Origin of the sequence: Kinneretia sp. DJ1R-11 (assembly GCF_025717595.1) — a bacterium.
Taxonomy (GTDB): Bacteria; Pseudomonadota; Gammaproteobacteria; order Burkholderiales; family Burkholderiaceae_C; genus Paucibacter_A.
On the sequence record NZ_JAJIRR010000016.1, the window covers coordinates 76,779 to 99,193 of the forward strand.

Consider the following 22,415-nt stretch of genomic DNA (forward strand, 5'->3'; position numbering starts at 1 on the left):
CGCCTTGTCCTCCAGCCTGCTTTTGATTGCGGCCCTGATTGCCGCGAGCGCCTTCTTCTCCGTGGCTGAGCTGTCGCTGGCCGCTTCGCGCCGCTTGAAGTTGCGCCAATGGGCCGACGAAGGCGACGCCCGCGCCGAGCGAGTACTCGCCGTGCAGGAGCAGCCGGGTCACTATTTCACCGTGGTGCAGATCGGTGTCAACACCGTGGCCATTCTGGGCGGCATCGTCGGTGAAGGCGCGCTGACGCCGTATTTCGAGACGCTTCTGCAGGTGGTGATGGGCGCGCAGCAGGCGCAGACCGCAGCCTTTGCGCTGTCCTTTGCCACCATCACGGCGCTCTTCATCGTGCTGGCCGATCTGGTTCCCAAGCGCTTGTCGATGAACGAGCCCGAGCGCATGGCGGTGGTCGTGATCGGGCCGATGCTGGGCTTGATCACCTTGATGAAGCCCCTGGCCTGGGCATTCAGTGCGCTGACCGCCAGCCTGATCAAGCTGATGGGCTTGCCGGCCGAGCGCGACAACACCATCACCCATTACGACATCCTGGCGCTGGCCGAGGCCGGTAACCAGGCCGGCGTGGTGGCCGACGCCGAGCAGCAGATGATCGCCAATGTGTTCGAGCTCGACACCCGCACGGTCGAGAGCGCGATGACCAACCGCGAGCGCATCGTCTTCTTTGCCCTGGCCGATGACGATGCGCTGATCCGCACCCGCATTGCCGATGACCCGCATTCCACCTACTTGGTTTGCGATGGTGAGATCGACAGCATCGTCGGCTATGTCGACGCCACCGATCTGTTTCAGCGCGTGCTGCGCGACGAGCCGATCGCTTTGCGTGCCGAAGGTCTGGTCAAAAAGGTGTTGATCGTGCCGGACCGGCTGACCTTGTCCGAGGTGCTGACCCAGTTCCGGCAAGTGCATGAGGACTTCGCCGTCATCGTCAATGAGTACAGCCTGGTGGTTGGGGTGATCACGCTGAACGACGTCATGAGCACGGTCATGGGCAGTCTGGTCACGTCCTACGATGAAGAGCAGATCGTGCGCCGCGAGGATGGCTCCTTCCTGGCCGATGGCATCACCCCGATCAGCGATGTGCAGCGTTCGCTGGAACTCGACAGTCTGCCCCACGCCGGTCAGTACGACACCTTGGCTGGCTTCCTAATGGTGATGCTGCGCCGCATCCCGAAGCGGACCGACCATGTGATCTGGGAGGGCTGGCGTTTCGAGGTGGTGGACGTGGACAGCCATCGGGTTGATCAGGTGATGATCACGCGCGTGCCTGCGGCTTCAGCGGCCGACACGGCGGACACTGCCTGAGTCAAAGTTACCGGTTCACAGAAACATGCCACCCGAGGCCTCGATGCGCTGGCCGTTGATCCAGCCGGTACCGGGGCTGAGCAAGGTGGCGATGGCGCCGCCGATGTCGTCGGGCAGGCCGACCCTGCCGAGCGCAGTTTGGCTGGCGATGAAGCCGTTGACACCGGCGTTGTCACGCACCACGCCGCCGCCGAAGTCGGTTTCGATGGCGCCCGGTGCCACCACATTGACGGCAATGCCGCGCGGGCCCAGCTCCTTGGCCATATAGCGGCTCAGCACCTCGACTGCACCCTTCATGGCCGCGTAGGCGCCGTAGCCGGGCAGGGCGAAGCGTGTCAGGCCGGTCGAGACATTGATGATGCGGCCACCGTCGTTCATCAGCGGCAGCAGCTTCTGGCTGAGGAAGAACACGCCCTTCAGGTGCACGCGGAACAGCTCGTCGAACTGAGCTTCCGTGGTGTCCATCAGGCCGGCATGGATGCCCAAGCCGGCGTTGTTGACCAGGTGATCGAAGCGCTCGCGCTGCCAAGTGTGGGCCAGCGTGGCCTGCACGGCAGCGGCGAACTCGGCAAAGCTTTCGCTGTGACCCGTGTCGAGTTGCAGGGCTACGGCGTGGCGGCCCAGGGCCTGGATCTCGGCCACGGCGCTGGCGGCCTCGGCCGCCTGGCTGCGGTAGCTGAGGATGATGTCATGCCCCTGGGCGGCCAGATGCAGGGCGGTGTTGCGGCCCAGGCCACGGCTGCCGCCGGTGACCAGGGTGATGGGGTGCTGCAGAGCCTGGGCTGGCTTGCTGGCGATGGCGTTCATAAGGGTCTCTCCGTGATCTGAGTACTGAACTTGGGCGGGTGTTGGTGGCTGCTGAGGCTGACGTGGCCACCTCAGTGAACTCAGTCTATTGATCAATCTGGATTGGATAAACTGGCCAAATATGGATGAACTGTTCTCTAAATGAAGACAATTCAGCAGGGAGCCGAGTGATGAACCCCATGGAGCAGATGCAGGTCTTCAGCCGCGTTGTGGAAACTGGCAGCTTCACCCAGGCCGCCGCCAGCCTGGGCCTGGCCAAAGCCAGCGTGTCGGCGGCGGTGCAAAAACTCGAAGCCCGCCTGGGCACCCGGCTGCTCCATCGCACCACGCGGCGCCTGCAGCTGAGCCAGGACGGCCAGCTTTTTTACGAGCGGGCCAAAGACGTGCTGGCCGAGCTGGACGAGCTGCACGGCCTGTTCCGCCAAGCGGATACTCAATCGCTGCGCGGCCGCTTGCGCCTTGACATGTCGACCGGTGTGGCGCGCCAGATCGTGATGCCGCGCCTGCCCGAATTGTTGGAGCGCCACCCTGAGCTGGAGATCGAGTTCAGCAGCACCGAACGCCGCGTCGATCTGGTGCGCGAAGGTTTCGATTGCGTGCTGCGCATCGGCCCCCTGGGCAGCGCAGAGGCTGGGCTGCAGGCGCGCCCGCTGGGCCTGCAGCCGGTGGTCAATTGCCTGAGCCCGGCCTATCTGGCCCGCCACGGCGAGCCGCGTGATCTCGAAGATTTGCGCCAGCATCGCATGGTCCATTACGTTTCGGTGCTGGGCGCCCGCAGCGGCGGTTTCGAATACCTAGATGCCGGCGGACAGCTGCAGCGCTTGATCATGGCGGGCGCGCTCACCGTCAACAATGCCGAGGCCTACCAGGCCGCCTGCCTGGCCGGCTTGGGGCTGATCCAGGCGCCGCGCGTGGGCGTGCAGGCCTTGTTGGCGCAGCGGCTGTTGCAAGAAGTCCTGCCCGACTTCCGCCCACCCGACATGCCGCTGACCCTGCTCTATGCCCATCGCCGCCAGTTGCCGGCACGTGTGCGCTACGTGATGGACTGGCTGGCGGGCGTGGTGATCGATCATTTCCAAGCTGACGCACGTCCAGCCGACGAGGGGTTCGCCGCTCAGCCACAATCCGGGCCATGAGTTCCACGCCCCATGACTTGTTTTCCTCCGCTCCTGATGGAGCCTCCAGCCCGGCCGAACGTGCCGCCCAGCTTCGCGAGAGCCTGAACCACCACGCCCATCTCTACTATGTGCTCGATACCCCGGCCTTGCCCGATGCCGAGTACGACAAGATGTTTCAGGAACTGCAGGCCCTGGAAGCGGCCCACCCGGAGCTGTTGAGCGCTGACTCCCCGACCCAGCGTGTGATCGGCCAGGTGCTGGATGGCTTTGCGCCGGTGCGTCATGTCGTGCCCATGCTGAGCATCCAGACCGAAACCGACACCGAGGCCAGTGGGGCGCTGAATTTTGACGCCCGCGTGCGCCGGGAGCTGGGTCTGAGCGAGGAGGCGCCGGCCATCGAGTACGCCGCCGAGCTGAAGTTCGATGGCCTGGCCATCAATCTGCGCTACGAGCAGGGCTTGTTGGTGCAGGCCGCCACACGCGGTGACGGCGAGAGTGGCGAAGACGTGACCCAGAACATCCGCACCATCGGCCAAATTCCGCTGCGTTTGCGAGGCCCGAGCCCGGCGGTGCTGGAGGTGCGTGGCGAGGTCTATATGCGACGCGATGATTTCGAGGCACTCAACGATCGCCAGCGTGCGGTCCACGAGAAGACCTTCGTCAACCCGCGCAACACCGCGGCCGGCGCGGTGCGCCAGCTTGATCCGGCGCTGGCGCGGCAGCGGCCTTTGAGTTTCTTTGCCTATGGCCTCGGTGAAGTCCAAGGCTGGGACTTGCCGGCTAGTCACAGCGGTTTGCTGGACGCCCTGGCTGCCCTTGGCCTGCCAGTTTGCGCCGACCGCGCAGTGGTGCAGGGCGCCCAGGGCTTGGTCGAGTTCCATCGGGCCATGGGTGCCAAGCGCGACCAGCTGCCTTTCGACATCGACGGCATCGTCTACAAGGTCAACAGCCTCGAGCTACAGCGCCAGCTTGGCTTCAAGACGCGAGAGCCGCGCTGGGCGGTCGCCCACAAATACCCGGCCCAGGAGCAGGTGACGCGCCTCAACGGCATCGAGGTCCAGGTGGGCCGAACCGGCAAGCTGACGCCCGTGGCCAAGCTGGAGCCCGTCTTCGTGGGCGGCACGACGGTGTCGAATGCGACCCTGCATAACGTCTTCGAGCTGCGGCGCAAGGGCGTGCGCATCGGCGACCAGGTGATCGTGCGGCGCGCCGGCGATGTCATCCCTGAGGTGGTCGGTCGCGTGCCTGGTGAGCGCGCGGCCTATGTGCCCAATTTCCGCTTGCCGCGCGCCTGCCCGGTTTGCGGCAGCGCGGCTTTGCGTGAGCGTGGCGGCATGGACTACCGCTGCAGCGGTGGCATCTCTTGCCCGGCCCAGCGCAAACAAGCCCTGCTGCATTTCGCCGGCCGGCGTGCCGTGGACATTGAGGGCCTGGGCGACAAGCTGGTCGACCAGCTGGTCGACGCCGGCATCGTGCAGAGTCTGCCGGGCCTGTACAAGCTCGGCGTCGCCAAGCTCGCTGCGCTGGAGCGCATGGCCGAGAAGAGTGCGCAGAATATTGTCGACGCGCTGGAAAAGAGCAAACGCACCACGCTGGCGCGCTTTCTCTTCGGCTTGGGCATCCGCCAGGTCGGCGAGACCACGGCCAAGGACCTGGCACGCCATTTCGGCAGCATCGATGCCTTGATGGACGCCAGCCCCGAGCAACTGCTCAGCGTGCCTGACGTCGGCCCCATCGTGGCGCAAAGCATTCACACCTTCTTCGCCCAGCCGCACAACCGCGAGGTGGTCGAGCAGCTGCGCGCCTCCGGCCTGCACTGGGAGGAGGGCGGCGGCACCCTGGCCGAACAGGGCCCTCAGCCTTTGCTGGGCAAAATCCTGGTGCTGACCGGCAGCTTGCCGACGCTTTCGCGCGACGCCGCCAAGGACTTGATCGAGGCTGCCGGCGGCAAGGTCAGCGGTTCCGTGTCCAAGAAAACGCACTATGTTGTGGCCGGCGAGGAGGCGGGCTCCAAGCTGGACAAGGCGCGTGAACTGGGTATTGTCGTGCTCGATGAAGCGGGCCTCCAGGCCTTGCTGCAGGGCGAAGGCACCGGCGACTCAAACGGCTGACGAAGTAGCTTCCTGCACGCAGTCGAGCTGAACCTGTTCGGCCGGCACCGGGCGGCTGAACAGAAAACCCTGCACCTGGGCGCAGTCCAGCGTTTGCAAGACCGCCAGCTGCTCGGGGCTTTCGACGCCTTCGGCCACGGTGTTGAGGCCGAGGCTGCGCGCCAAACCGATCACCGCCTCGATGATGGCCCGGTCTCCCGTATCGCGTCCTGCGGCACCGATACCGGCCACGAAGGAGCGGTCGATCTTCAGCGTTTGGATTGGCAGCAGCTTGAGGTAGGCGAGCGAGGAATAGCCGGTGCCGAAGTCGTCGATGGACAGCTGCACACCCAGGCCATGCAAGGCGTTCAAGGTGGCCAGGGCATTGTCGGCATTCATGATGACCGACTCGGTGATTTCCAACTCCAGGGCCGAGGCCGGCAGGCCGGTCGCGGCCAGGGTGGCTTGCACCAAGTCGACAAAGTCGCCTCGCTCAAGCTGCCGCACTGAGACATTGACCGAGACATGGTCCAGCGCCAGGCCGGCACTGCGCCAGGCCATCATGTCCTCGCAGGCGCGCCGCAGCATCCAGGCACCCAGCTCGTTGATGAAGCCACTCTCCTCGGCCAGTGCAATAAAACGGGCCGGTGGCACGGCGCCGAGCTCTGCGCTGTGCCACCGGGCCAGGGCCTCGACGCCACAGCAGGGGCCGACACCGCCAGTCGGAACGCCTGGCGCACGAGCCAGGAACTTGCTCTGGTAGTGCACGCTGATTTCAGCGCATTCCAGGCTGCGGCGCAGCAGGCGGTCCATATGGGCACGCGCCAGCGCCGCCTGAGTCATTTCGGGGCGATAGAAATGGAAGCGGTTGCGGCCGGCGCGCTTGGCCTCATACATGGCGGTGTCGGCCGCCCGCGCCAGCTCGTCGGCGCTGCCGCCGTCACCCGGGTAGAGCGCAATGCCGATGCTGGCCGAGATCTGTACCTCGTGCCCTTGCAGCTCCATGGTACGGCTCAAGGCCTGGATCAGCTTGTCAGCCACCAGCGGAGACTCCAGCGCCGCGTTCTCGCACTCGAGCACGCAGACGAACTCGTCGCCGCCCAGGCGAGCCAGCAGATCGCTGCCGCGCAGATGCGCTGCCAGGCGACGCGCCACTTCGATCAGCAGATCGTCACCGACCGAGTGGCCGAGCATGTCGTTGACTTCTTTGAACTGATCGAGGTCCAGGAACAGGACGGCCAGCTGCCTCTGCTGGCGTTGCGCCTTGGCAATGGCATAACGCAGATGGTCATTGCACAGCAGACGGTTGGGCAGGCCGGTCAAAGGGTCGTGATGGGCCAGGTGCTCAAGCCGGGCCAAGGCGGCGCGCAACTCTTCGGTGCGAGACTGAACTCGCTGATCAAGCACACGGTTGACCTCCTGCAATGCAGCTTCCTGGCGGCGCAAAATGCCCTGGGCGCGCTGCACCAGCAGCAGCTGCAGGCCGTACAGGCCCAGCATCAAGGCGAAGCCGGCCAGCACCGTGCGGCGATGCAGCGCGGCCAGGCGCTGAACGAAGGGTGTGACATCCTGGTAGAGCTCGATCACGCCTGGCGCTTCGAGCTGGCCAGGTCCGGCGGGTAACGGCAGGTAGCTGCTGATCAGGTCGACCATGGCGCGCTGCCCCTCAAAGGCATCGAAATTGTCGCGGTGTACCAGGGCGCTTGTCGTGCGTCCGGCCAGGGCGGCCTGGAAACCGGGGTTGTCACGCTTGTCCTCGCCGATCTGTGCGGCGCTGCTGGAATAGACCGTCAGGCCTTGGCGGTTGTAGAGTTTGATCTTGATGATGTCGGCCCCGAACATCAGGGCACGTGCTCGCGCATGCAAGCCCTGGGCCTCGCTCTGAGCCAGTAGCTGTGCGGGTTCAGGGCCGGAATTGTTCTGAAGGAGAGGCGCAAGGCGCTCCCCGAGCGCATGGATGAAGACCGCCGTCATGGCCTCGTTGCGGCGCTCGGCCATATGGATCATCTCGCGCTCCATCTGCGCGCGCATGCTCAGGGTCAGCAACAGACCGACCGCCGCGATCAGACCCAAGGACACCCAGGAAAAATAGCGAGTCAATCGGAAATGTCCGGACGCGATAGGCGAGCCCGCCTCAGGCAAGGCGTCCGCAGGCACCTTCAGTGCTTCGGCCACATCCTGCTGCCTCGGACTTGATCGCATTTCGCTCCCTCGCCACCCTGAGTTTGACACCGACTCCGATGACAAATGTAGGACATTGCGAGCTTCATGGGCTGCGCTACCGAGCAGCAGACATCCGCAGCATTGTGCTGAGCATCAGGTTCAGGTTGATCAGTGTGGCGCCAATGCCAGGATGGCCGTTGCCATGCGTGCCGCCGCCCCTCGGTGGCGCTCCGCGAAGGCGCGGGCTTGGGCCTGCATGACGCTGCGGCGCACTGGTTCCGCTGACAGGCGCAAGGCTTGCTCCAGGCCGAAATTCAGATCCGGAACGCGCAGGGCAGCGCCGGCCTCTTCGGCCAGCTCCGCCGCCTGGGCGAAGTTGAAGGTATGCGGCCCCATGATCAAGGGGCAGCCACAAGCGGCGGCTTCGATCAGATTCTGCCCGCCCAAGGGCGCAAAACTGCCGCCGAGCAAGGCGACATCGGCCAAGCCGTAATAGAGGTGCATCTCGCGCATGGAGTCGCCCAACCAAGCATCGGCTTGCAGGGCTTGCATGTCGGGCTGCGCCTGCCAGCGGCTGCGTCGGGCCACGGTCAAGCCCGCCGCCAGCAGCAGGGCTTCGACCTCGCCAAAACGCTGGGGGTGGCGTGGCACGATCAGCAGCAGGGGCCGGGGCTTACCGGGGGGCAGACCTTGCCAGGCCTTGAGCAGCACGGCTTCTTCGCCTTCGCGGCTCACGGCGGCTAGCAGCACGGGCCGGCCCAACTGGGCACGCCAGGCATGGCCTTGGCAAAGCAACTGCTCATCGACTTTCATGTCGAACTTCAGATTGCCTTGCACTTGCACCTCGGTGGCGCCGCTGGCACGCAGCCGGTCGGCATCGGCTTCGGTCTGTGCCAACACCAGGCGCAGGCGCCTGGCGGCCGGGCGAAGCAGGGCGGCGAAGCGTTGGCCGCGCCGCTGGCTGCGTGCGGACAATCGGGCGTTGGCCAACACCATGGGCAGGCCGACCGCCTCGGCGCGAGCTTGCAAGCTGGGCCAGATCTCGGTTTCCATCAGCACGCCGACTCCAGGCCGCCAGTGCTGCAAAAAGCGGCGCACGGCGCCCGGGCTGTCATAGGGAAGCCAGGCCTGTGCGTCGCCCGCCTGCAGCAGTTCGCGCCCGGCCTCGCGGCCGGTGGCTGTGCTGTGGGTCAGCAGCAGGCGTACGTCCGGCCGAGCTTGGCGCAGCGCTGCCACCAGGGCCGCGGCAGCGCGGGTCTCGCCCAGGGAGACCGCATGAAGCCAGAGCCGGCCACCTGTCGTCTCTGGCTGCGCATAGAAGCCAAAGCGCTCGCCGAGCCACTCTCGGTACAGCGGTTCGGCCGCACCGCGCCGCCACAGGCGCAGCAGATAGAGCGGGCTCAGCAGCTGCAATAGCAGTCCGTAGAGCCCGAGTGCCAGGGACTGGCCCAGGGTACCGCTTCGGCCGGCGGTGTCAGCCTTGCTCAAGAATCAATGCCCGGCGGCAAAGGTCGCGTCGGGCTTGACGCGCTTGAGTTGGGCCAGCACGTCGTGTTCGATGCGCGCCAGGGCCTCCGGTGTCTGGCCTTCGAAGCGCAGCACCAGCACCGGCGTGGTGTTGCTGGGTCGGACCAGGCCGAAGCCGTCTTCGTACTCCACCCGCAGGCCGTCGATGGTGATGATCTCCTTGGCGCCCGGAAATTCGGCCACCTCCAGCAGCTTCTTGACCACCTCGTGGTGCTCGCCCTCGGCGCAGGGCACGTTGATCTCGGGGGTGTTGTAGCTGTTGGGCAGGCCGTTCAGCACGGCGCTCGGGTCGGCCACCTTGGACAGGATTTCCAGCAGGCGGGCGGCCGTGTACATGGCGTCGTCGAAGCCGTACCAGCGGTCCTTGAAGAAGATGTGGCCTGAGAGCTCGCCGGCCAGCGGCGCGCCGGTTTCCTTGAGCTTGGCTTTTGCCAGCGAGTGACCGGTCATCCACATCAGCGGGCGGCCGCCGTGCTCTCGGATCCAAGGCGCCAGGCGCTGGGTGCATTTGACGTCAAAGATGATCTCGGAGCCGGGCTTGCGCTTGAGGATCTCAGCGGCAAACAGCATGATCTGGCGGTCCGGCATGATCATGGTGCCGTCCTTGGTGACCACGCCCAGGCGGTCGCCGTCACCATCGAAGGCCAGGCCCAGCTCCGCGTCGGTCGCGTGGACGATGCGCTTCAGGTCTTCCAGGTTTTCCGGGCGCGAAGGATCGGGGTGGTGGTTCGGGAAGTCACCGTCGACCTTGGAGTAGATGTCGATCACCTCGCAACCGAGAGCGCGCAGGATGGCCGGGGCAGAGGCGCCGGGGATGCCATTACCGGAGTCGACGACGATCTTCATCGGCCGCTTGAGCTTGGCATCGCGCACGATGCGGGCGCTGTACTCGGCAATGATGTCCATGGATCCGACGCGGCCCTGGCCGCTCGTGTAGTCCTCGGCCTCGATGCGGCGGCGCAGACCCTGGATCTGCTCGCCATAGACGGCAGCGCCCTTGAGCACCATCTTGAAGCCGTTGTAATCCTTGGGGTTGTGGCTGCCGGTGACCATGATGCCGGAGCGGCAGCCTTCTTTGCTGCGCGTGGCGGCCACGTAGTACAGCATTGGCGTTGTCACAGCGCCGAGATCGACGACGTCCAGGCCGGTTGACTGCAGGCCACGGATCAGGGCTGCCACCAGGCTGGGGCCGGAGATGCGACCGTCGCGGCCCACGGCCACGGCTTTCTCGCCGAGCTTGCGAGCCTCGGTGCCGAAGGCCCGGCCCAGATGTTCGGCCAGTTCTTCGTTCAAGGAGGTGCCGACGACGCCGCGGATGTCGTAAGCCTTGAAGATGGACGCCTGAACTTGCATGGATACCCCTGTGAGTGGAATTTGAGGGCGGATTGTAGGCAGACCGGGCGCTGCCTTTCGGCTTGGGTCGCTTGCCATTCGTCGCTGCCCCTGTCCATCTGTCGCGTCCAGCTGGGTTTGGCCTGGGTGGCAGCGCTAGGCTGAAGCCTCATCACCTTTATGCTGAACGCCCATGAAGCACAGCCCTTGGCAGACCCTGCATCAGACCTGGCGGCGCTACTGGCGCCTGCACAAGCGGCGCGACGAGCCCTTCTGGGCGCGCGCGCTCATCACCATTGGCATCGGCCTGGCTTTCCCGACCGGCTTCATCCTGATCGATGTGGCTTTGCGTGGGCGCTGGCCGAGTCAGGCTTGGTGGCCGTCCTGGCTGCTGGGCCTCATGATCGCCTTCATCATTCATGCCATGTATCGGGCGGCGGAGCTGCTGTTGCCGCAGGAACGCATCGACCGTCTACAGAACCAGCCCAGCTGGCGCACCGGACTGCTGTTCGCAGGCATTCCCATCGTCGGCACGGCATTGGGCATGTTGCTCGCACAGCGCCTGTTGTCCTGGATGCTGCAACAGACGGTGCGCATTGAAGCGTTCGAGAGTCTGCAGGGCATCAGCAAGTTCCTGCTGATTTCGCTGGCCGTGTCAGTGATTTGGGGCTTCTGGGCGCAGATCCGCTGGCAGCGCAACCGCTTGCAACTGCAGGCCACCGAGGCGCAGCTGCGCCTGCTGCAGGCTCAGATCGAGCCGCATTTTCTGTTCAACACCCTGGCCAATGTGCAGAGCTTGATGCAGGTTGACGCGCCTCGCGCTCGCCAGATGCTCGAGGCCTTCACCGACTACTTGCGCGCGAGCCTGGGCCAGCTCCGAGGCGCCGACAGCACTTTGGCTCTGGAGCTGGATATGGCGCAGTGCTATTTGCAGCTGCTGCAAATCCGCATGGGTGAGCGCTTGAGTTTCGAGATCGAGGCCGACAACGCGGCCCGCGCGGCCGTGCTGCCGCCTCTGTTGCTGCAGCCTCTGATCGAGAATGCCATCCACCATGGTCTCGAACCCAAGGTCGAGGGCGGGCAGGTGAGGGTACGCGCTTCTGTGCACGGGGCCCGATTGGAGATTCAGGTCTTCGACGATGGCCTCGGCCTGGAGGCGCCGCGCCGGCCTCGCCGGGCTGCCCAGGCCGGCCACGGGCTTGCCTTGGTCAATATCCGCGCCCGCCTGCATTCCCGCTATCCTGAGGAGTCCAGCCTGACTCTGAGCACCGGCCCGCAAGGCCTGGGCACGGTGGCCACGCTCAGCCTTCCTTTCATCACCACCGCCAGCCCGACCTGACACCATGACCCGTGCCCTGATTGCCGACGACGAAGCGCATCTCGCCCTCTATCTGAAGAACCAGCTGCAGCAGCTTTGGCCCGAACTCGAAATCGTGGCCATCGCTCGCAACGGCATCGAAGCCGCCGAGCAGATCGCCGAGTTGCAACCCGAGCTTGCATTTCTTGACATCCAGATGCCCGGTTTGACGGGGCTGGAGGTGGCGCAGGGCATCGAGGGTGCGACCCGTGTGATCTTTGTGACAGCCTATGACGACTATGCGGTGGCCGCCTTTGAGCATGCCGCCCTAGACTACCTGCTCAAGCCGCTGAAGACCGAGCGCCTGGCGCGCACGCTGGAGCGTGTACGCGCCAGTCTGCTGCCGGCTACGGCCGATGCAGCGCCTGCGGCCGTGCTGGAAGGCGGCTTGGCTGCCGCCTTGCAGACCTTGCTTCGAGGGAGCGCCGGTACTGGTTCGGGTGTCGTCTTGGGCGCGGAATCTGGCGCTGGAAATTTGCGTTATGTTCGCGCTGCCCAAGGCGATCTGACGCACCAGATCCCGGTGGAGGAGGTTCTCTACTTCCATGCCGACGACAAATACACGGTGGTGCAAACGGCCCGCGGTGAGCATCTGATCCGCACCCCCATCGTCGACTTGGTGGCCCAGCTGGAGCCCGCGCAGTTCTGGCAGGTTCATCGGTCCACGGTGATCAACCTGAGCCACCTGGCCGGGACGCGGCGCGATGAGCTAAGCAGGCTGTTTGTCCGCTTCAAGGGTCACGAGCGCGAGCTGCCGGTCAGCCGCGCCTATGTCCATCTCTTCAAGGCCATGTGAGGTGGGCGCCATGAAGCCCTTCGATCTGGGCGAACTCTTGCTGCTGGCGGCCATCTGGGGCGCCTCCTTTTTGTTCATGCGCTTGGGAGCCCACGAATTCGGCCCCGTGGCCATGGCGGCCCTGCGCGTCAGCGGCGCCAGCCTCTTGCTCCTGCCTTTGTTGATCGGCCGATTTGGTGTCCTGGGCTGGCAGGAGCTGCGGCGGGAATGGCGAGTGTTGCTGGGGATTGCCCTGCTCAACAGCGCCTTGCCATTCACCCTGTTCAGCTTCGCGGCGCTGTCGATCACGGCCGGTCTGTCTAGCATCCTCAATGCCACGACCCCGCTCTGGGGCGCCTTGGTGGCTTGGGTCTGGCTGGGTCAGGCCTTGAGCCTGTCACGCGTGCTGGGTTTGTCGATTGGCTTTGGCGGTGTGTTTTTTCTGGCCTGGGGGCAGGCTGACTTCAAACCCGGCGGCAGTGGTTGGGCCTTGCTGGCCTGTTTGGCGGCAACGCTGTGCTACGGGCTTGCGGCCAGCTTCACCAAACGCTTTGCCGCGCATATCCGGCCATTGACGGTGGCAACTGGGAGCCAGGTCTATGCCGCTTTGCTGCTGGCCGCGCCGGCGCTGCAGGCTTGGCCGGTCGTGGCGCCGAGCCGTTCGGCTTGGCTGGGTGTGGTGATGCTGGCGCTTTTGTGTTCCGGCGTGGCTTACATCCTGTACTTTCGCTTGATGCAACGCATCGGTCCCAGCAACACCCTGGCCGTGACCTTTTTGATCCCGGTCTTTGCCGTGCTGTGGGGTTGGCTGTTTCTAACCGAGGCCTTCACAGGTCAGATGGCGCTGGGCTGCGCCATCGTGCTGGCCGGCACAGCCATGGCCTTGGGTCTGATCGGCTGGGGCAAGACCCGCTGAATTTGCGGGTCAGCCGGTCGGGCACCGCGCGGCTTAGCCCAGCGTCCTTCAGGAATGCGCGTCCGGGCTCTTGAGCTTGCGGTACAGGGTGCTGCGGCCTATACCCAGCTGACGTGCGGCCAGGGCAAGGTTGCCCTGACAGGCGTGCACGGTCTGTCGGATCATGCGCATCTCCGAAGCACGCAAGGTCAATGCATCGGCTGTGGGCGCAGCAGGCTCAGGCAGCAGTGGGCTGAATGAAGTGTCAGCCACAGGTGCGAGTTCGATCAGCGTGTCCTCTGTAGAGAGAATTAGGGCCGGCGCGCCCCCAGAATCCACCGGTGTTGACGCGTCAGCCTTCCGTGTCGCAAGCGGCCATTGCGGGTGGCTGCTAGGGCTCAAGCGACCGTAAAGCATGGGCGCGGTGTCGGGGTGGCCACGCGCCACTGTGCCATGCAGCAGCAAGCTCATCGCCGTGTCGGGCTGGCTGCGGCTGAGTGCTTGCAGCTCGTCCATGTTCAGGCCGAAGATCTCTGTCAGATCGAGTCGGCGCAGTGCCGTGGCAGGCAGGTTCAGCAAATCCAGAGCACGTCGGTTGGCGCCCAAGAGCTGGCCGTCTTCGCCCAGAGCCAGCACGCCTTCATTGAGTGTGCCCAGACGCTGTGGGCTGGCATGCAGATGCAGACGGGTGTTGCTGCTGAAACGGTCGTTGAACCACTGGTTCTCGATCATGCGGGCCGAGATGCGGGCCAGCGCCAGAGTGTGGGGGTGGTAGCTGCGACGGTCACTGGAGACATCGATCACGCCCAGCAAGGCGCCCTTGTGGTCGAAGATTGGCGCCGCGGAGCAGGTCAGAAATTGCAGTGATCGGAGATAGTGTTCGGCGCCATTGACGACGGTCGGGCGCTCGGTCATCAAAGTGGTGCCTACAGCATTGGTGCCCTGCGTGGCCTCGGCCCATTGTGCGCCCGGTGCCAGCGCAATCTGCTGGGCCCGGGCCAGAAAACCGGCGTCACCCAGCGAGTGCAGGACCACGCCGCTGGCATCGGTCAGCAGCACCATGCTCTGGGCATGACTCAGCTGCTCGTAGAGCATTTCCATCAAGGGCAGGGCTTGAGCGCACAAGCGCGCATTGCGCAGTTGCAACTCAGCCAGCCGGCTGCCTTCGATGCGGTGGAGATCCGGCGCCTGATGCGGTTGCAGCCCGAACATCTGGCAGCGCTCGTGCGAACTTTGGATGGTGCTTTGGTGCATGGCCTGGCTGTGCGCAGATGCGGCCGGCCTCACGATTTGGGATGAAAACAATACCTGCCCCTGATTGCTTTATTTGAAGAACCACTATCGGGCAAGCGCCCGAGACTGGCAAGCGGGGAAGGTCGTGTTGGCAGGGCTAGCCCCCCAATTTGAAGCTTGGATATTTGAAAAACAGATGTCAGGCGTTGCTGGTTGCGCGCACTTCGCCCATTGTGGTGACTCCTTGCAACACTTTGACAATGCCATCCTGTCGCAGTGAACGCAGGCCTTCGTTGAGCGCGGCCTGGAACAGCTCTTCGGCTCGGGCACCGGTCTGGATCAGACGCCGGATCGGCTTGCTGACGACCAGCAGTTCATGCAAGCCGGCACGGCCCCTGAATCCGCTGAACTCGCATTTCTCGCAACCGGGGCTGTGAAAGTGCAGCAGCTCGCCATTGATGCCGTGCTGGGCCTGCCAGCTGGCCAGCAGCGCTGGGCGCGAGGGTCGGTGCTCAGCACTGAATACGTGCAAGTAATCATCCAGCCATTCGTCCTGGTCGCTCAGGCTCAAGGGCTCGCCAACTCGGCAGGCCGGGCACAGACGGCGCACCAAGCGCTGCGCCAGCACAGCGAGCAGGGAATCGGCAAAGTTGAAGGGGTCCATGCCCATGTCCAGCAGGCGGGTGATGGTTTCCGCAGCGCTGTTGGTGTGCAAGGTGGACATCACCATATGGCCGGTCAGCGAGGCCTCGACGGCGATCTCAGCGGTTTCCTGGTCGCGGATTTCGCCGACCATGATGACGTCCGGGTCAGCTCGCAGGAAGGCGCGCAAGGCCTTGGCGAAGGTCCAGTCGATGCGCGGGTTGACCTGCACCTGGCGCAGGCCGGCCTGGGTGATTTCGATCGGGTCTTCGGCCGTCCAGATCTTGCGGTCGGGTGTGTTGATATGAGCCAGGGCGGAGTGCAGGGTGGTGGTCTTGCCCGAGCCTGTGGGACCGACACAGAGCACCATGCCGTAAGGGCGGGCCACAGCCGTCTGCAGATTGCTCAAATTGTCCGGGCTGAGGCCGAGCTTTTCTAGCGGAATCGGCCGCGAGGAAGACAGCAGGCGCATCACCACATCTTCCAAACCGTTGTTGGTCGGGATGGTGGCTACGCGCAGTTCCAGTTTGGACTGCGGCACATAGCGTGAGAAATTGATCTTGCCGTCCTGCGGCTTGCGGCGTTCGGAAATGTCGAGCTCGCACATGATCTTGATGCGCGCGATCATGGCATTGCGATAAGTGTGAGGCAGCTCCAGATAGGGATGCATGACGCCATCGCGGCGAAAGCGGATTTTGACTTTCTCACTGCCCGGGTGGGTTTCGATATGGATGTCGGACACGCCTTGATTGCTGGCGTCGATGATCATGGTGTTGATCAGGCGGACCAGTGAGTTGTCGCTTTGCTCGATCGGCTGCTCATCCTCACGAACGTTGCGCTCCTGGCCTTCGCGCTCCAGGGTCTCGATCAGCTTGTCGGCCTTGTCGAGGCTGAAGTCAACCTGGAAGGCACCCAGGTTCAGTTCGCTGCTGCGCCCCACGGATTCACTGCCGTAGCGTTCATAGGCTTGGTGAATGGCAAAACTCAGTGAGCCAATCTTGGCCAACGTGGGCGTGACCTTGAGCTGGGAGATGAACTCGACCTCGTCCAGCGCATCGCGTCGCGTTGGGTCCTCCATGGCCACGATCAAGCGGCCATCACGCAAGAGCAGGGGCAAAACTTCCAGTCGCTTGGCCACCGCATAGGGTAGCTTGACGATGGCCTCGGGTTCGAAGGCAAAATTACTGACGTCCACCAACGGGTAGCCCATCTTGCGAGCCAGAGCCGACTGCAGGGCTTGCCGGGTCACCACACCCTTGCGCACCAGCAGTTCGCCCAGCGGCACCGAGCGGTCATCGCGCTGCTGGATCAGGGCTTGTTCCAGCTGCTCCTGCGTGATCAGGTCCAAGGCCAGCAGGGCCTCGCCGATGCGTACCATGGGCATGCGGGCTTGCTGGTCGATGGCCTGCACGAGCTGGTCGGCGGTGACGATCTGCTGTGCCACCAGAATGTCACCCACGCGGCGTGAGCGCAGATGCAATTGCTCCGAGGCAGCTTCCTCGACCTGATCGGAGGTGACGAGTTGCTCCTTGATCAAAAGGTCGCCGATGCGTTCGCCGATCTCGAAATGTTCCAAGGCCTCGCGCGGGATGAAGACCCGAAGGACCGAGTCGTCGCTGTCGCTCAAGGGTGGGAACAGAAACAAGCCGAGGTCGTCATGGCAGTGGCCGACGGTGATGCCGCGCAGCTCACCGCCGCCGACAAAGTGCAGCTTGAACTCACTGCGCGGACGGTGGTCCAGGCGCAGGACGTCATCTCCGGTCGTGGCTCGTGCAGGCACCACGATGGGCCGCAGCAACTTGAGCGCTCGAAACTGGCTGAACTTCAACGGCATGGCACTGCGCGCCGGCGGCACATTGATTTGCGCCAGGCGTTCGTGCGGAGCCATCAGGATCACATGTCCCGCGCTGCGGCTGTTGTTGAGCCCGAGGATCTCGCAGGGCTCAGGGGACACCTGCGTCGTGGCCTGGGGATAGGCTGCATAGGGCGGCATGGGCCAGGCAAAGCCATCGGGGGCTCGGCTCTGCGCTCGCATGGTGGTGGCGGCCTCGCCCGCACTGGAGCCGGCCTTCTCGTGGGGCCAGGGCAGTGGGGTGGACAGATCGGTCATGCAGAAATTCTCCAATGAGGGCAAGGCGCAAGCCAGCTTCAGCCGTAGCTGCGCAAACGGGCCGCAAGGCACCGCCATGAATGCTAAGCCCGGCGGCGGTGTCGGCAAACCGCGAATAGATCGGCGTGCCACATTCTCTTTGTTTTTTCATGGGCAGGCTTGGGCGAGGCTGAGCAGCTCGCTGGGCGGCTCGGCGTGCAGGATGCTTGCCTGCACAATCCAATCATTCATCGCCATCAACACCGCGGAAACTCCATGCCTCAGCTGTCGTCGACTCAGCCCACTGTTCTTTTGACCGGGTTTGAAGCCTTTGGCGGTGAGTCCGTCAACCCGTCTTGGCTGCTGGCCCAAGCCTTGGACGGACAGGTGATCGAAGGGCACCGAGTGGTGGCCCGATTGCTGCCTTGTGTCTTCGGGGAAGCGCTGCAGGTGCTGGATCGCGCCTTGCACGAGGTTCGGCCAAGTCTGGTGCTGGCCTTGGGTCAGGCTGCGGGCCGCAGTGAGTTGTCGCTGGAACGGGTGGCCATCAATGTCGACGACGCGCGCATTGCAGACAACGCTGGCGCCCGGCCCGTCGATACCCCGGTGGTGCGCGGTGCGCCGGCGGCCTATTTCTCAACCCTGCCGATCAAGGCCATGACGGCCGCTGTGCGTGCAGCCGGACTGCCTGCGGCCGTGTCCCAGACGGCCGGCACCTTTGTCTGCAACCATGTGTTTTTCGGTTTGCAACATGCGCTGGCAGGCAGCCCTGTGCGCAGCGGTTTCATGCACATTCCCATGTTGCCCGAGCAGGCAGCGCGGCACGCCCACATGGCCAGCATGAGCCTCGTGTGCATGAGCCAAGGCCTGCGCCTGGCACTGCAGGTGGCACTGCGGGTGACGCAGGACCTGCAGGTCGCAGATGGCGCCATTGCCTGAGTTCAATTTTTTTTGCACGAACGCTGTAAGACCTAGGCCTTGCCTTGCGACTGAAGCTAGCCCGCGGCATCATGCCGCCGGGACCTCGTCTCTCAATAGGTCTCCATCCTCTCCCTTCTCATTCATCAGGAGTAGTTCATGCAAAGCAAGCAAATGGTTTCTGCCGCACTGGCCGCTGTGTTCGCCATGGGCCTGGTCGGGCAAGCCGCCGCCCAGGACAAGACAGCCAAGGAAAAATGCTTCGGTATTGCCAAGGCCGGTGAGAACGATTGCTCCAACCTGAGCGGCAGCCATTCCTGCGCGGGTCAGGCCAAGACGGACATGGCCGTCGAGGAATGGAAGTACGTGGCCAAAGGCAGCTGCAAGGCCCAGAACGGCCTGAGCGCCGAAGAAGCCAAAGCCAAGCTGAAGAAGTAAGGCCAGACGGCTTCATCATCATGGCAGGCGGCCTGGTGGGTATGGGTTGGCGCCAAGCGCATTACGACGATGTGTTGGCCGCAGAGCGCAGCGAACCGGGCTGTGATTTTCTCGAAGTCCATTCAGAAAACTTCTTTGCCGGAGGTGGGGCCAGCTTGCAGGTCTTGATGGCCGGGCGCGAGCGCCTGCCTGTCAGTCTGCACGGCGTTGGCCTTGGCCTTGGATCGGCTTGCGGCCTGGATCCATGGCATCTGGATCGCTTGGCCGCTTTGGTCGAGCGGGTGGAGCCCATGCTGGTCTCGGACCATGCGGCCTTCACCCACGCGCCTTGGTCCGGCGCGCAGCAGAGTTTGATGCATGCCGGCGATTTGCTGCCCATCCCGTTTGAACGCAGCAGTCTGGACTTGATGGTCCATCATGTGCAGCAAGTGCAGGAGCGTCTGCGCCGACCGCTGCTGGTGGAGAACCTCAGTGCTTATCTTGGCTGGCAGGTCGAGTGCGGTGAGGCCATGTCCGAGCCCGAGTTCTTTAATGCACTGACGCTGCGCAGTGGTTGCCGTGTGCTGCTGGATGTCAACAACCTCGTGGTCAATGCCCGCAATGGCGGTGCTGCCGCGGATGCTGCGGCACAGCAGGCCGTCAACTGGCTGCAAGCGCTTCGGCCCGACGCCGTGGGCGAGATCCACCTGGCCGGGCATCGCGAGTTGCCCGGTCTGGTGATCGATGACCATGGCAGTCGTGTGTCCGAGCCCGTCTGGCAGGTGTATCGGGCTGCGATTGCCCGTTTCGGCTCCGTACCGAGCCTGGTTGAGTGGGACAGCGAGATTCCCGAGCTCCCGGTCTTGCTCGCCGAAGTGGCGAGGGCCCGAGTGGAGATGCAGGCGGTGCCAGCATGAGCCATTCAATCCTGTTGCAGCGTCAGCAGGCCTTGCTGCAGGCCTTGACTGCTTCGGCTAAAGAAGCCGTCGGGCTCATGCCACCCGGTCTTCAGGCTGTGCGCGGTGGCGATGCAGCCGCTGGTGAGGCCGAGCTGGCGCGTGGTTTGCAGGCCTACCGCCTCAATGCGCAGGTGCTGGCAGATAAGGTGCTGGCCCAGGCTTTTCCTCGCCTTCGGCACGTACTGGGTGAAGCCGACTTTGCGGCCATGGCATGGGCTTGCTGGCGCCTTCGTCCACCGCAATGCGGCGATATGGGCGAATGGGGCGCAGCCATGCCCGCCTTTCTGGCCGAGCAGCCGGGAATGGAGCCCTGGCTGCCGGAATTGGCTCAATTGGAGTGGGCGATTCACAGCCTGGAACGCGGGCCTGACGATGCGCTTGACTCTGACTCCTTGGGCCTGATGGCGACGGCTGCGCCGCCGGAATACACCCTGGTTCTGCGCGCGGGTTCGCAGCTCTTGGAGCTCAGCGTAACGGCCTGGAATGCTTGGCAGGGCGAGCAGAGTCCACACGAAGATGCAGGCACCGTGCAGCTTGTGCTCTGGCGCCCACTTTGGCGGGCTGTGCTGCAGCGGCTCGGTCCGAACGAAGCTGCGTTCATGCGGGCCTTGTTGCAGGGGCAGAGCCTCGAGTTGGCCTTGGATGCGGCACAGCCAAGCGCAGCGTCCGGCGACGCGTTTGATTTTGGGGCCTGGCTGCAGTCAGCGCTTCAGCAGGGCTGGCTGGGTTCCGCACGCTTGCTGGCAATGGGCTGAACGATTCGCGTGCTCGCCCTGCTGACTGTTGGGTTCCTTCCGTTTCTTTTCTTTTTTCCACCATTCAAGGAGCTGCCCCATGGCGACCCCATTGATCGGCAGCCTGCGGGCGGCCCTTTTGTTCCTGATGGATGCCGGCCCGCGCCGAGCGCCGAGCGCGCCCGATGCGCAGGACCCCCTGACACCTCATTTACACGTCATTGAGCGCTATGCCCAAGCACTGGCCTGTTTGCTGGCTCGGCTCTACCTGGCTCAGGTCTTCCTGCTGTCGGGGCTGACCAAATTGCGCGACTGGTCCAGCACCTTGGCCTTGTTCGAGGATGAATACCACGTGCCCCTGTTGCCGCCTGAGCTGGCGGCCTATCTCGGCACGGCGGGCGAACTGGTGTTGCCGGTGCTTCTGGCCCTGGGTCTGGGCGGACGTTTCTCGGCGCTGGGGCTGAGCGTGGTCAATGTCATCGCCGTACTCAGCCTCAGTGAGATTGCGCCAGCGGCGCTCTTGGGCCATCAGCTTTGGGGCGTTTTGCTGATGATGCTGGCACTTTGGGGTGCCGGCCCCTGGTCGCTGGATGCCTTGTGGGCCGGCCGCAGGGCGAGGCGCGCCTGAACACTCACTCGCGTGGTTGGAAGCTGATCACCAGCACCGGCGGTACACGGCCGTCGGTGTCGCGCGGCAGGGTCTCGGTCTTGTCAATGGCGCGCAGCACCGCCTTGTCCCATTCGGCATCTCCGCTTGACTTGAGCAGTTTGCTGGCCACGATCTGGCCACTCGGCAGGGTGCGCACCTCCACCTCAGCCACCGGATTGCCGGCCGGCATGTCGGTGTAGATGATGTTGGGGCGTATGCGAGCCTTGATGCGGCCTCCATAACTGGCTGAAGGGCCGGAGCTCTTGAGCGCCGTGCCCGTGGCTCCGGGCCCACCGCTGGCGCCGGCCATGCCTTGGATGCGGCGCAGGTTCTCCTGGCGCTGCGCCTCCAGCTTGGCTTCGCGTTTGGCCTCCTCGGCTTTGGCCTGCTTTTCTTTCAGCTGCTTGTCGAGCTTCTCTTTCTTGAGCTTGTCTTCGGCTTCGCGCTTGGCCTGCAACTGCTTCTCGCGCTCGCGTTCGAGCTTTTCCTTCTCCTTCAGGGCCAGCTGCTTTTTGCGCTCGGCTTCGAGCTCGGCCAGGCGCTGCCGCTCGGCCTCCAGCTTCTTTTTCTCCTTCGCCTTGGCGATGGCGATCTCGGCATCTCGCTCGGCCTGGAGTTCTTCTGGGCTGGGTTGCTGGACCTTGGGCTCTGGCTTGGGCTCAGGCTTGGGCGGTTCGGGTTTCGGTTCAGGTTCAGGTTCGGGTTCGGGCTCGACCAGCTTGGGCGCGGCTGCTTGCGGCACGGCGGACCAGAGCTCAGCTTCGAAAGCCGGTGGGTCTTGCGTGCGCCAGCTGACGCCGGCGCTCAGCGCGGCCAGCAAGGCCGCATGGGCGACCAAGGCAAACGCGAAACCGCGGCCCATGCCGGGCGGAGCCGGTGGGCGCAAGGGATCATGCAGGTGACGGACACCCAGGGGCAGGCTGCTCATGTCCGGATCAAGGGTTCCCGCCGCCGTTGCCATTGCCACCATTGCGCACGGCCAAGCCGACGCGCTGGATGCCGGCACTTTGCAGCACGTCCATCACCCTGACCACGGCTTCGTACTTGACGTTCTTGTCGGCCGAGATCACGACTGGCGTACTGCTCTGGCTGCCCTGTGCCTGGCGCGCACGCTCGGGCAATTGCTTGAGCGTCAGAGCCTGCGGCTCTTCCTGATCCAACTTGAGCTTGAGCTTTTCGTCCGGACCGACGATGACATGGATCACATGCTCGGGTTGCTGGCGGCTCTTGCCCACGCTCGGCAAGTCAACCACACCGGTGGTGATCAGCGGGGCACTGACCATGAAGATGATCAACAGCACCAGCATCACGTCGATGAAGGGCACCATATTGATTTCATTGATGGTTCGGCGGCGGGATCCGCTGCGCGAGGAGACGGCGGCCATGGCGGCG

At 64.3% G+C, this 22,415-nt stretch carries 19 protein-coding genes; 11 read left to right on the plus strand and 8 right to left on the minus strand.

The annotated features are described in order from the left end of the window. Positions 1-4 precede the first annotated feature (4 nt). Complete coding sequence (gene paeA, locus LNV23_RS21175) at positions 5-1,318, plus strand: polyamine export protein PaeA (RefSeq protein ID WP_263564809.1); 1,314 nt, start codon at positions 5-7, stop codon at positions 1,316-1,318. A 15-nt stretch (positions 1,319-1,333) separates the two neighbouring features. Here paeA and LNV23_RS21180 read toward each other — a convergent pair whose 3' ends face one another. Next, positions 1,334-2,125, minus strand: a complete 792-nt coding sequence (locus LNV23_RS21180; RefSeq protein ID WP_263564810.1) for an SDR family NAD(P)-dependent oxidoreductase — start codon at positions 2,123-2,125, stop codon at positions 1,334-1,336. Between the two features lie 170 nt (positions 2,126-2,295). Here LNV23_RS21180 and LNV23_RS21185 point away from each other — a divergent pair, with 170 nt between their 5' ends. Further along, positions 2,296-3,261 carry a LysR family transcriptional regulator gene (locus LNV23_RS21185; RefSeq protein WP_263564811.1) on the plus strand — a complete coding sequence of 322 codons (966 nt, stop codon included), beginning with the start codon at positions 2,296-2,298 and terminating at the stop codon, positions 3,259-3,261. Beyond that, complete coding sequence (ligA, locus tag LNV23_RS21190) at positions 3,258-5,354, plus strand: NAD-dependent DNA ligase LigA (protein ID WP_263564812.1); 2,097 nt, start codon at positions 3,258-3,260, stop codon at positions 5,352-5,354. Before LNV23_RS21185 ends, ligA begins: the two co-directional genes overlap by 4 nt. Here the strand turns inward: ligA and LNV23_RS21195 are convergent. From LNV23_RS21195 to LNV23_RS21205, 3 genes are all read right to left on the minus strand, one after another. Next, positions 5,343-7,535 carry a putative bifunctional diguanylate cyclase/phosphodiesterase gene (locus LNV23_RS21195; protein WP_263564813.1) on the minus strand — a complete coding sequence of 731 codons (2,193 nt, stop codon included), beginning with the start codon at positions 7,533-7,535 and terminating at the stop codon, positions 5,343-5,345. The two genes, ligA and LNV23_RS21195, sit on opposite strands and share 12 nt — an antisense overlap. 129 nt (positions 7,536-7,664) lie before the next feature. Next, a complete protein-coding gene (locus tag LNV23_RS21200) occupies positions 7,665-8,984 on the minus strand; it encodes a 3-deoxy-D-manno-octulosonic acid transferase (RefSeq protein WP_263564814.1) in 1,320 nt (439 codons plus the stop codon). A 3-nt stretch (positions 8,985-8,987) separates the two neighbouring features. Next, complete coding sequence (locus LNV23_RS21205) at positions 8,988-10,376, minus strand: phosphomannomutase/phosphoglucomutase (RefSeq protein ID WP_263564815.1); 1,389 nt, start codon at positions 10,374-10,376, stop codon at positions 8,988-8,990. A gap of 172 nt (positions 10,377-10,548) precedes the next feature. Between LNV23_RS21205 and LNV23_RS21210 the strand changes: the two genes are divergently transcribed. Genes LNV23_RS21210 through LNV23_RS21220 form a run of 3 tightly spaced genes read left to right on the plus strand, consistent with a single transcriptional unit; the run spans position 10,549 to position 13,403 of the window. Next, a complete protein-coding gene (locus LNV23_RS21210) occupies positions 10,549-11,694 on the plus strand; it encodes a sensor histidine kinase (RefSeq protein WP_263564816.1) in 1,146 nt (381 codons plus the stop codon). Between the two features lie 4 nt (positions 11,695-11,698). Beyond that, positions 11,699-12,508, plus strand: a complete 810-nt coding sequence (locus LNV23_RS21215; RefSeq protein WP_263564817.1) for a LytR/AlgR family response regulator transcription factor — start codon at positions 11,699-11,701, stop codon at positions 12,506-12,508. A gap of 10 nt (positions 12,509-12,518) precedes the next feature. Beyond that, positions 12,519-13,403, plus strand: coding sequence for a DMT family transporter (locus LNV23_RS21220; protein WP_263564818.1), 885 nt, complete (start codon positions 12,519-12,521; stop codon positions 13,401-13,403). A 48-nt stretch (positions 13,404-13,451) separates the two neighbouring features. Here LNV23_RS21220 and LNV23_RS21225 read toward each other — a convergent pair whose 3' ends face one another. Continuing rightward, a complete protein-coding gene (locus LNV23_RS21225; protein ID WP_263564819.1) occupies positions 13,452-14,636 on the minus strand; it encodes a sigma-54-dependent Fis family transcriptional regulator in 1,185 nt (394 codons plus the stop codon). Between the two features lie 178 nt (positions 14,637-14,814). Next, entirely contained in the window at positions 14,815-17,367 is a 2,553-nt protein-coding gene (locus tag LNV23_RS21230; RefSeq protein WP_263564820.1) for a GspE/PulE family protein, read from the minus strand. Positions 17,368-17,622: 255 nt separating this feature from the next. On the opposite strand from LNV23_RS21230, the gene pcp reads away from it, so the two are divergent. The 5 genes from pcp to LNV23_RS21255 all read left to right on the plus strand — a co-directional run bounded on the left by pcp (position 17,623) and on the right by LNV23_RS21255 (position 21,002). Then, entirely contained in the window at positions 17,623-18,285 is a 663-nt protein-coding gene (gene pcp / locus LNV23_RS21235; RefSeq protein ID WP_263564821.1) for a pyroglutamyl-peptidase I, read from the plus strand. 138 nt (positions 18,286-18,423) lie between these two features. Continuing rightward, positions 18,424-18,702 carry a BufA1 family periplasmic bufferin-type metallophore gene (locus LNV23_RS21240; RefSeq protein WP_263564822.1) on the plus strand — a complete coding sequence of 93 codons (279 nt, stop codon included), beginning with the start codon at positions 18,424-18,426 and terminating at the stop codon, positions 18,700-18,702. 20 nt (positions 18,703-18,722) lie between these two features. Further along, positions 18,723-19,598: an MbnB/TglH/ChrH family RiPP precursor modification enzyme gene (locus tag LNV23_RS21245; RefSeq protein WP_263564823.1), complete on the plus strand. Its 876-nt coding sequence runs from the start codon at positions 18,723-18,725 to the stop codon at positions 19,596-19,598. Beyond that, positions 19,595-20,395 carry an HvfC/BufC N-terminal domain-containing protein gene (locus LNV23_RS21250; protein WP_263564824.1) on the plus strand — a complete coding sequence of 267 codons (801 nt, stop codon included), beginning with the start codon at positions 19,595-19,597 and terminating at the stop codon, positions 20,393-20,395. The genes LNV23_RS21245 and LNV23_RS21250 overlap by 4 nt, the downstream gene beginning before the upstream one ends. 79 nt (positions 20,396-20,474) lie before the next feature. After that, on the plus strand, positions 20,475-21,002 hold the full coding sequence (locus LNV23_RS21255; protein ID WP_263564825.1) for a DoxX family protein: 528 nt from the start codon (positions 20,475-20,477) through the stop codon (positions 21,000-21,002). A 4-nt stretch (positions 21,003-21,006) separates the two neighbouring features. On the opposite strand, the gene tolA is transcribed toward LNV23_RS21255, so the two are convergent. Both tolA and tolR read right to left on the minus strand, forming a co-directional pair. Beyond that, positions 21,007-21,951, minus strand: a complete 945-nt coding sequence (gene tolA, locus LNV23_RS21260; RefSeq protein ID WP_263564826.1) for a cell envelope integrity protein TolA — start codon at positions 21,949-21,951, stop codon at positions 21,007-21,009. Positions 21,952-21,958: 7 nt separating this feature from the next. Further along, on the minus strand, positions 21,959-22,408 hold the full coding sequence (tolR, locus tag LNV23_RS21265; RefSeq protein ID WP_263564827.1) for a protein TolR: 450 nt from the start codon (positions 22,406-22,408) through the stop codon (positions 21,959-21,961). Positions 22,409-22,415 lie beyond the last annotated feature (7 nt).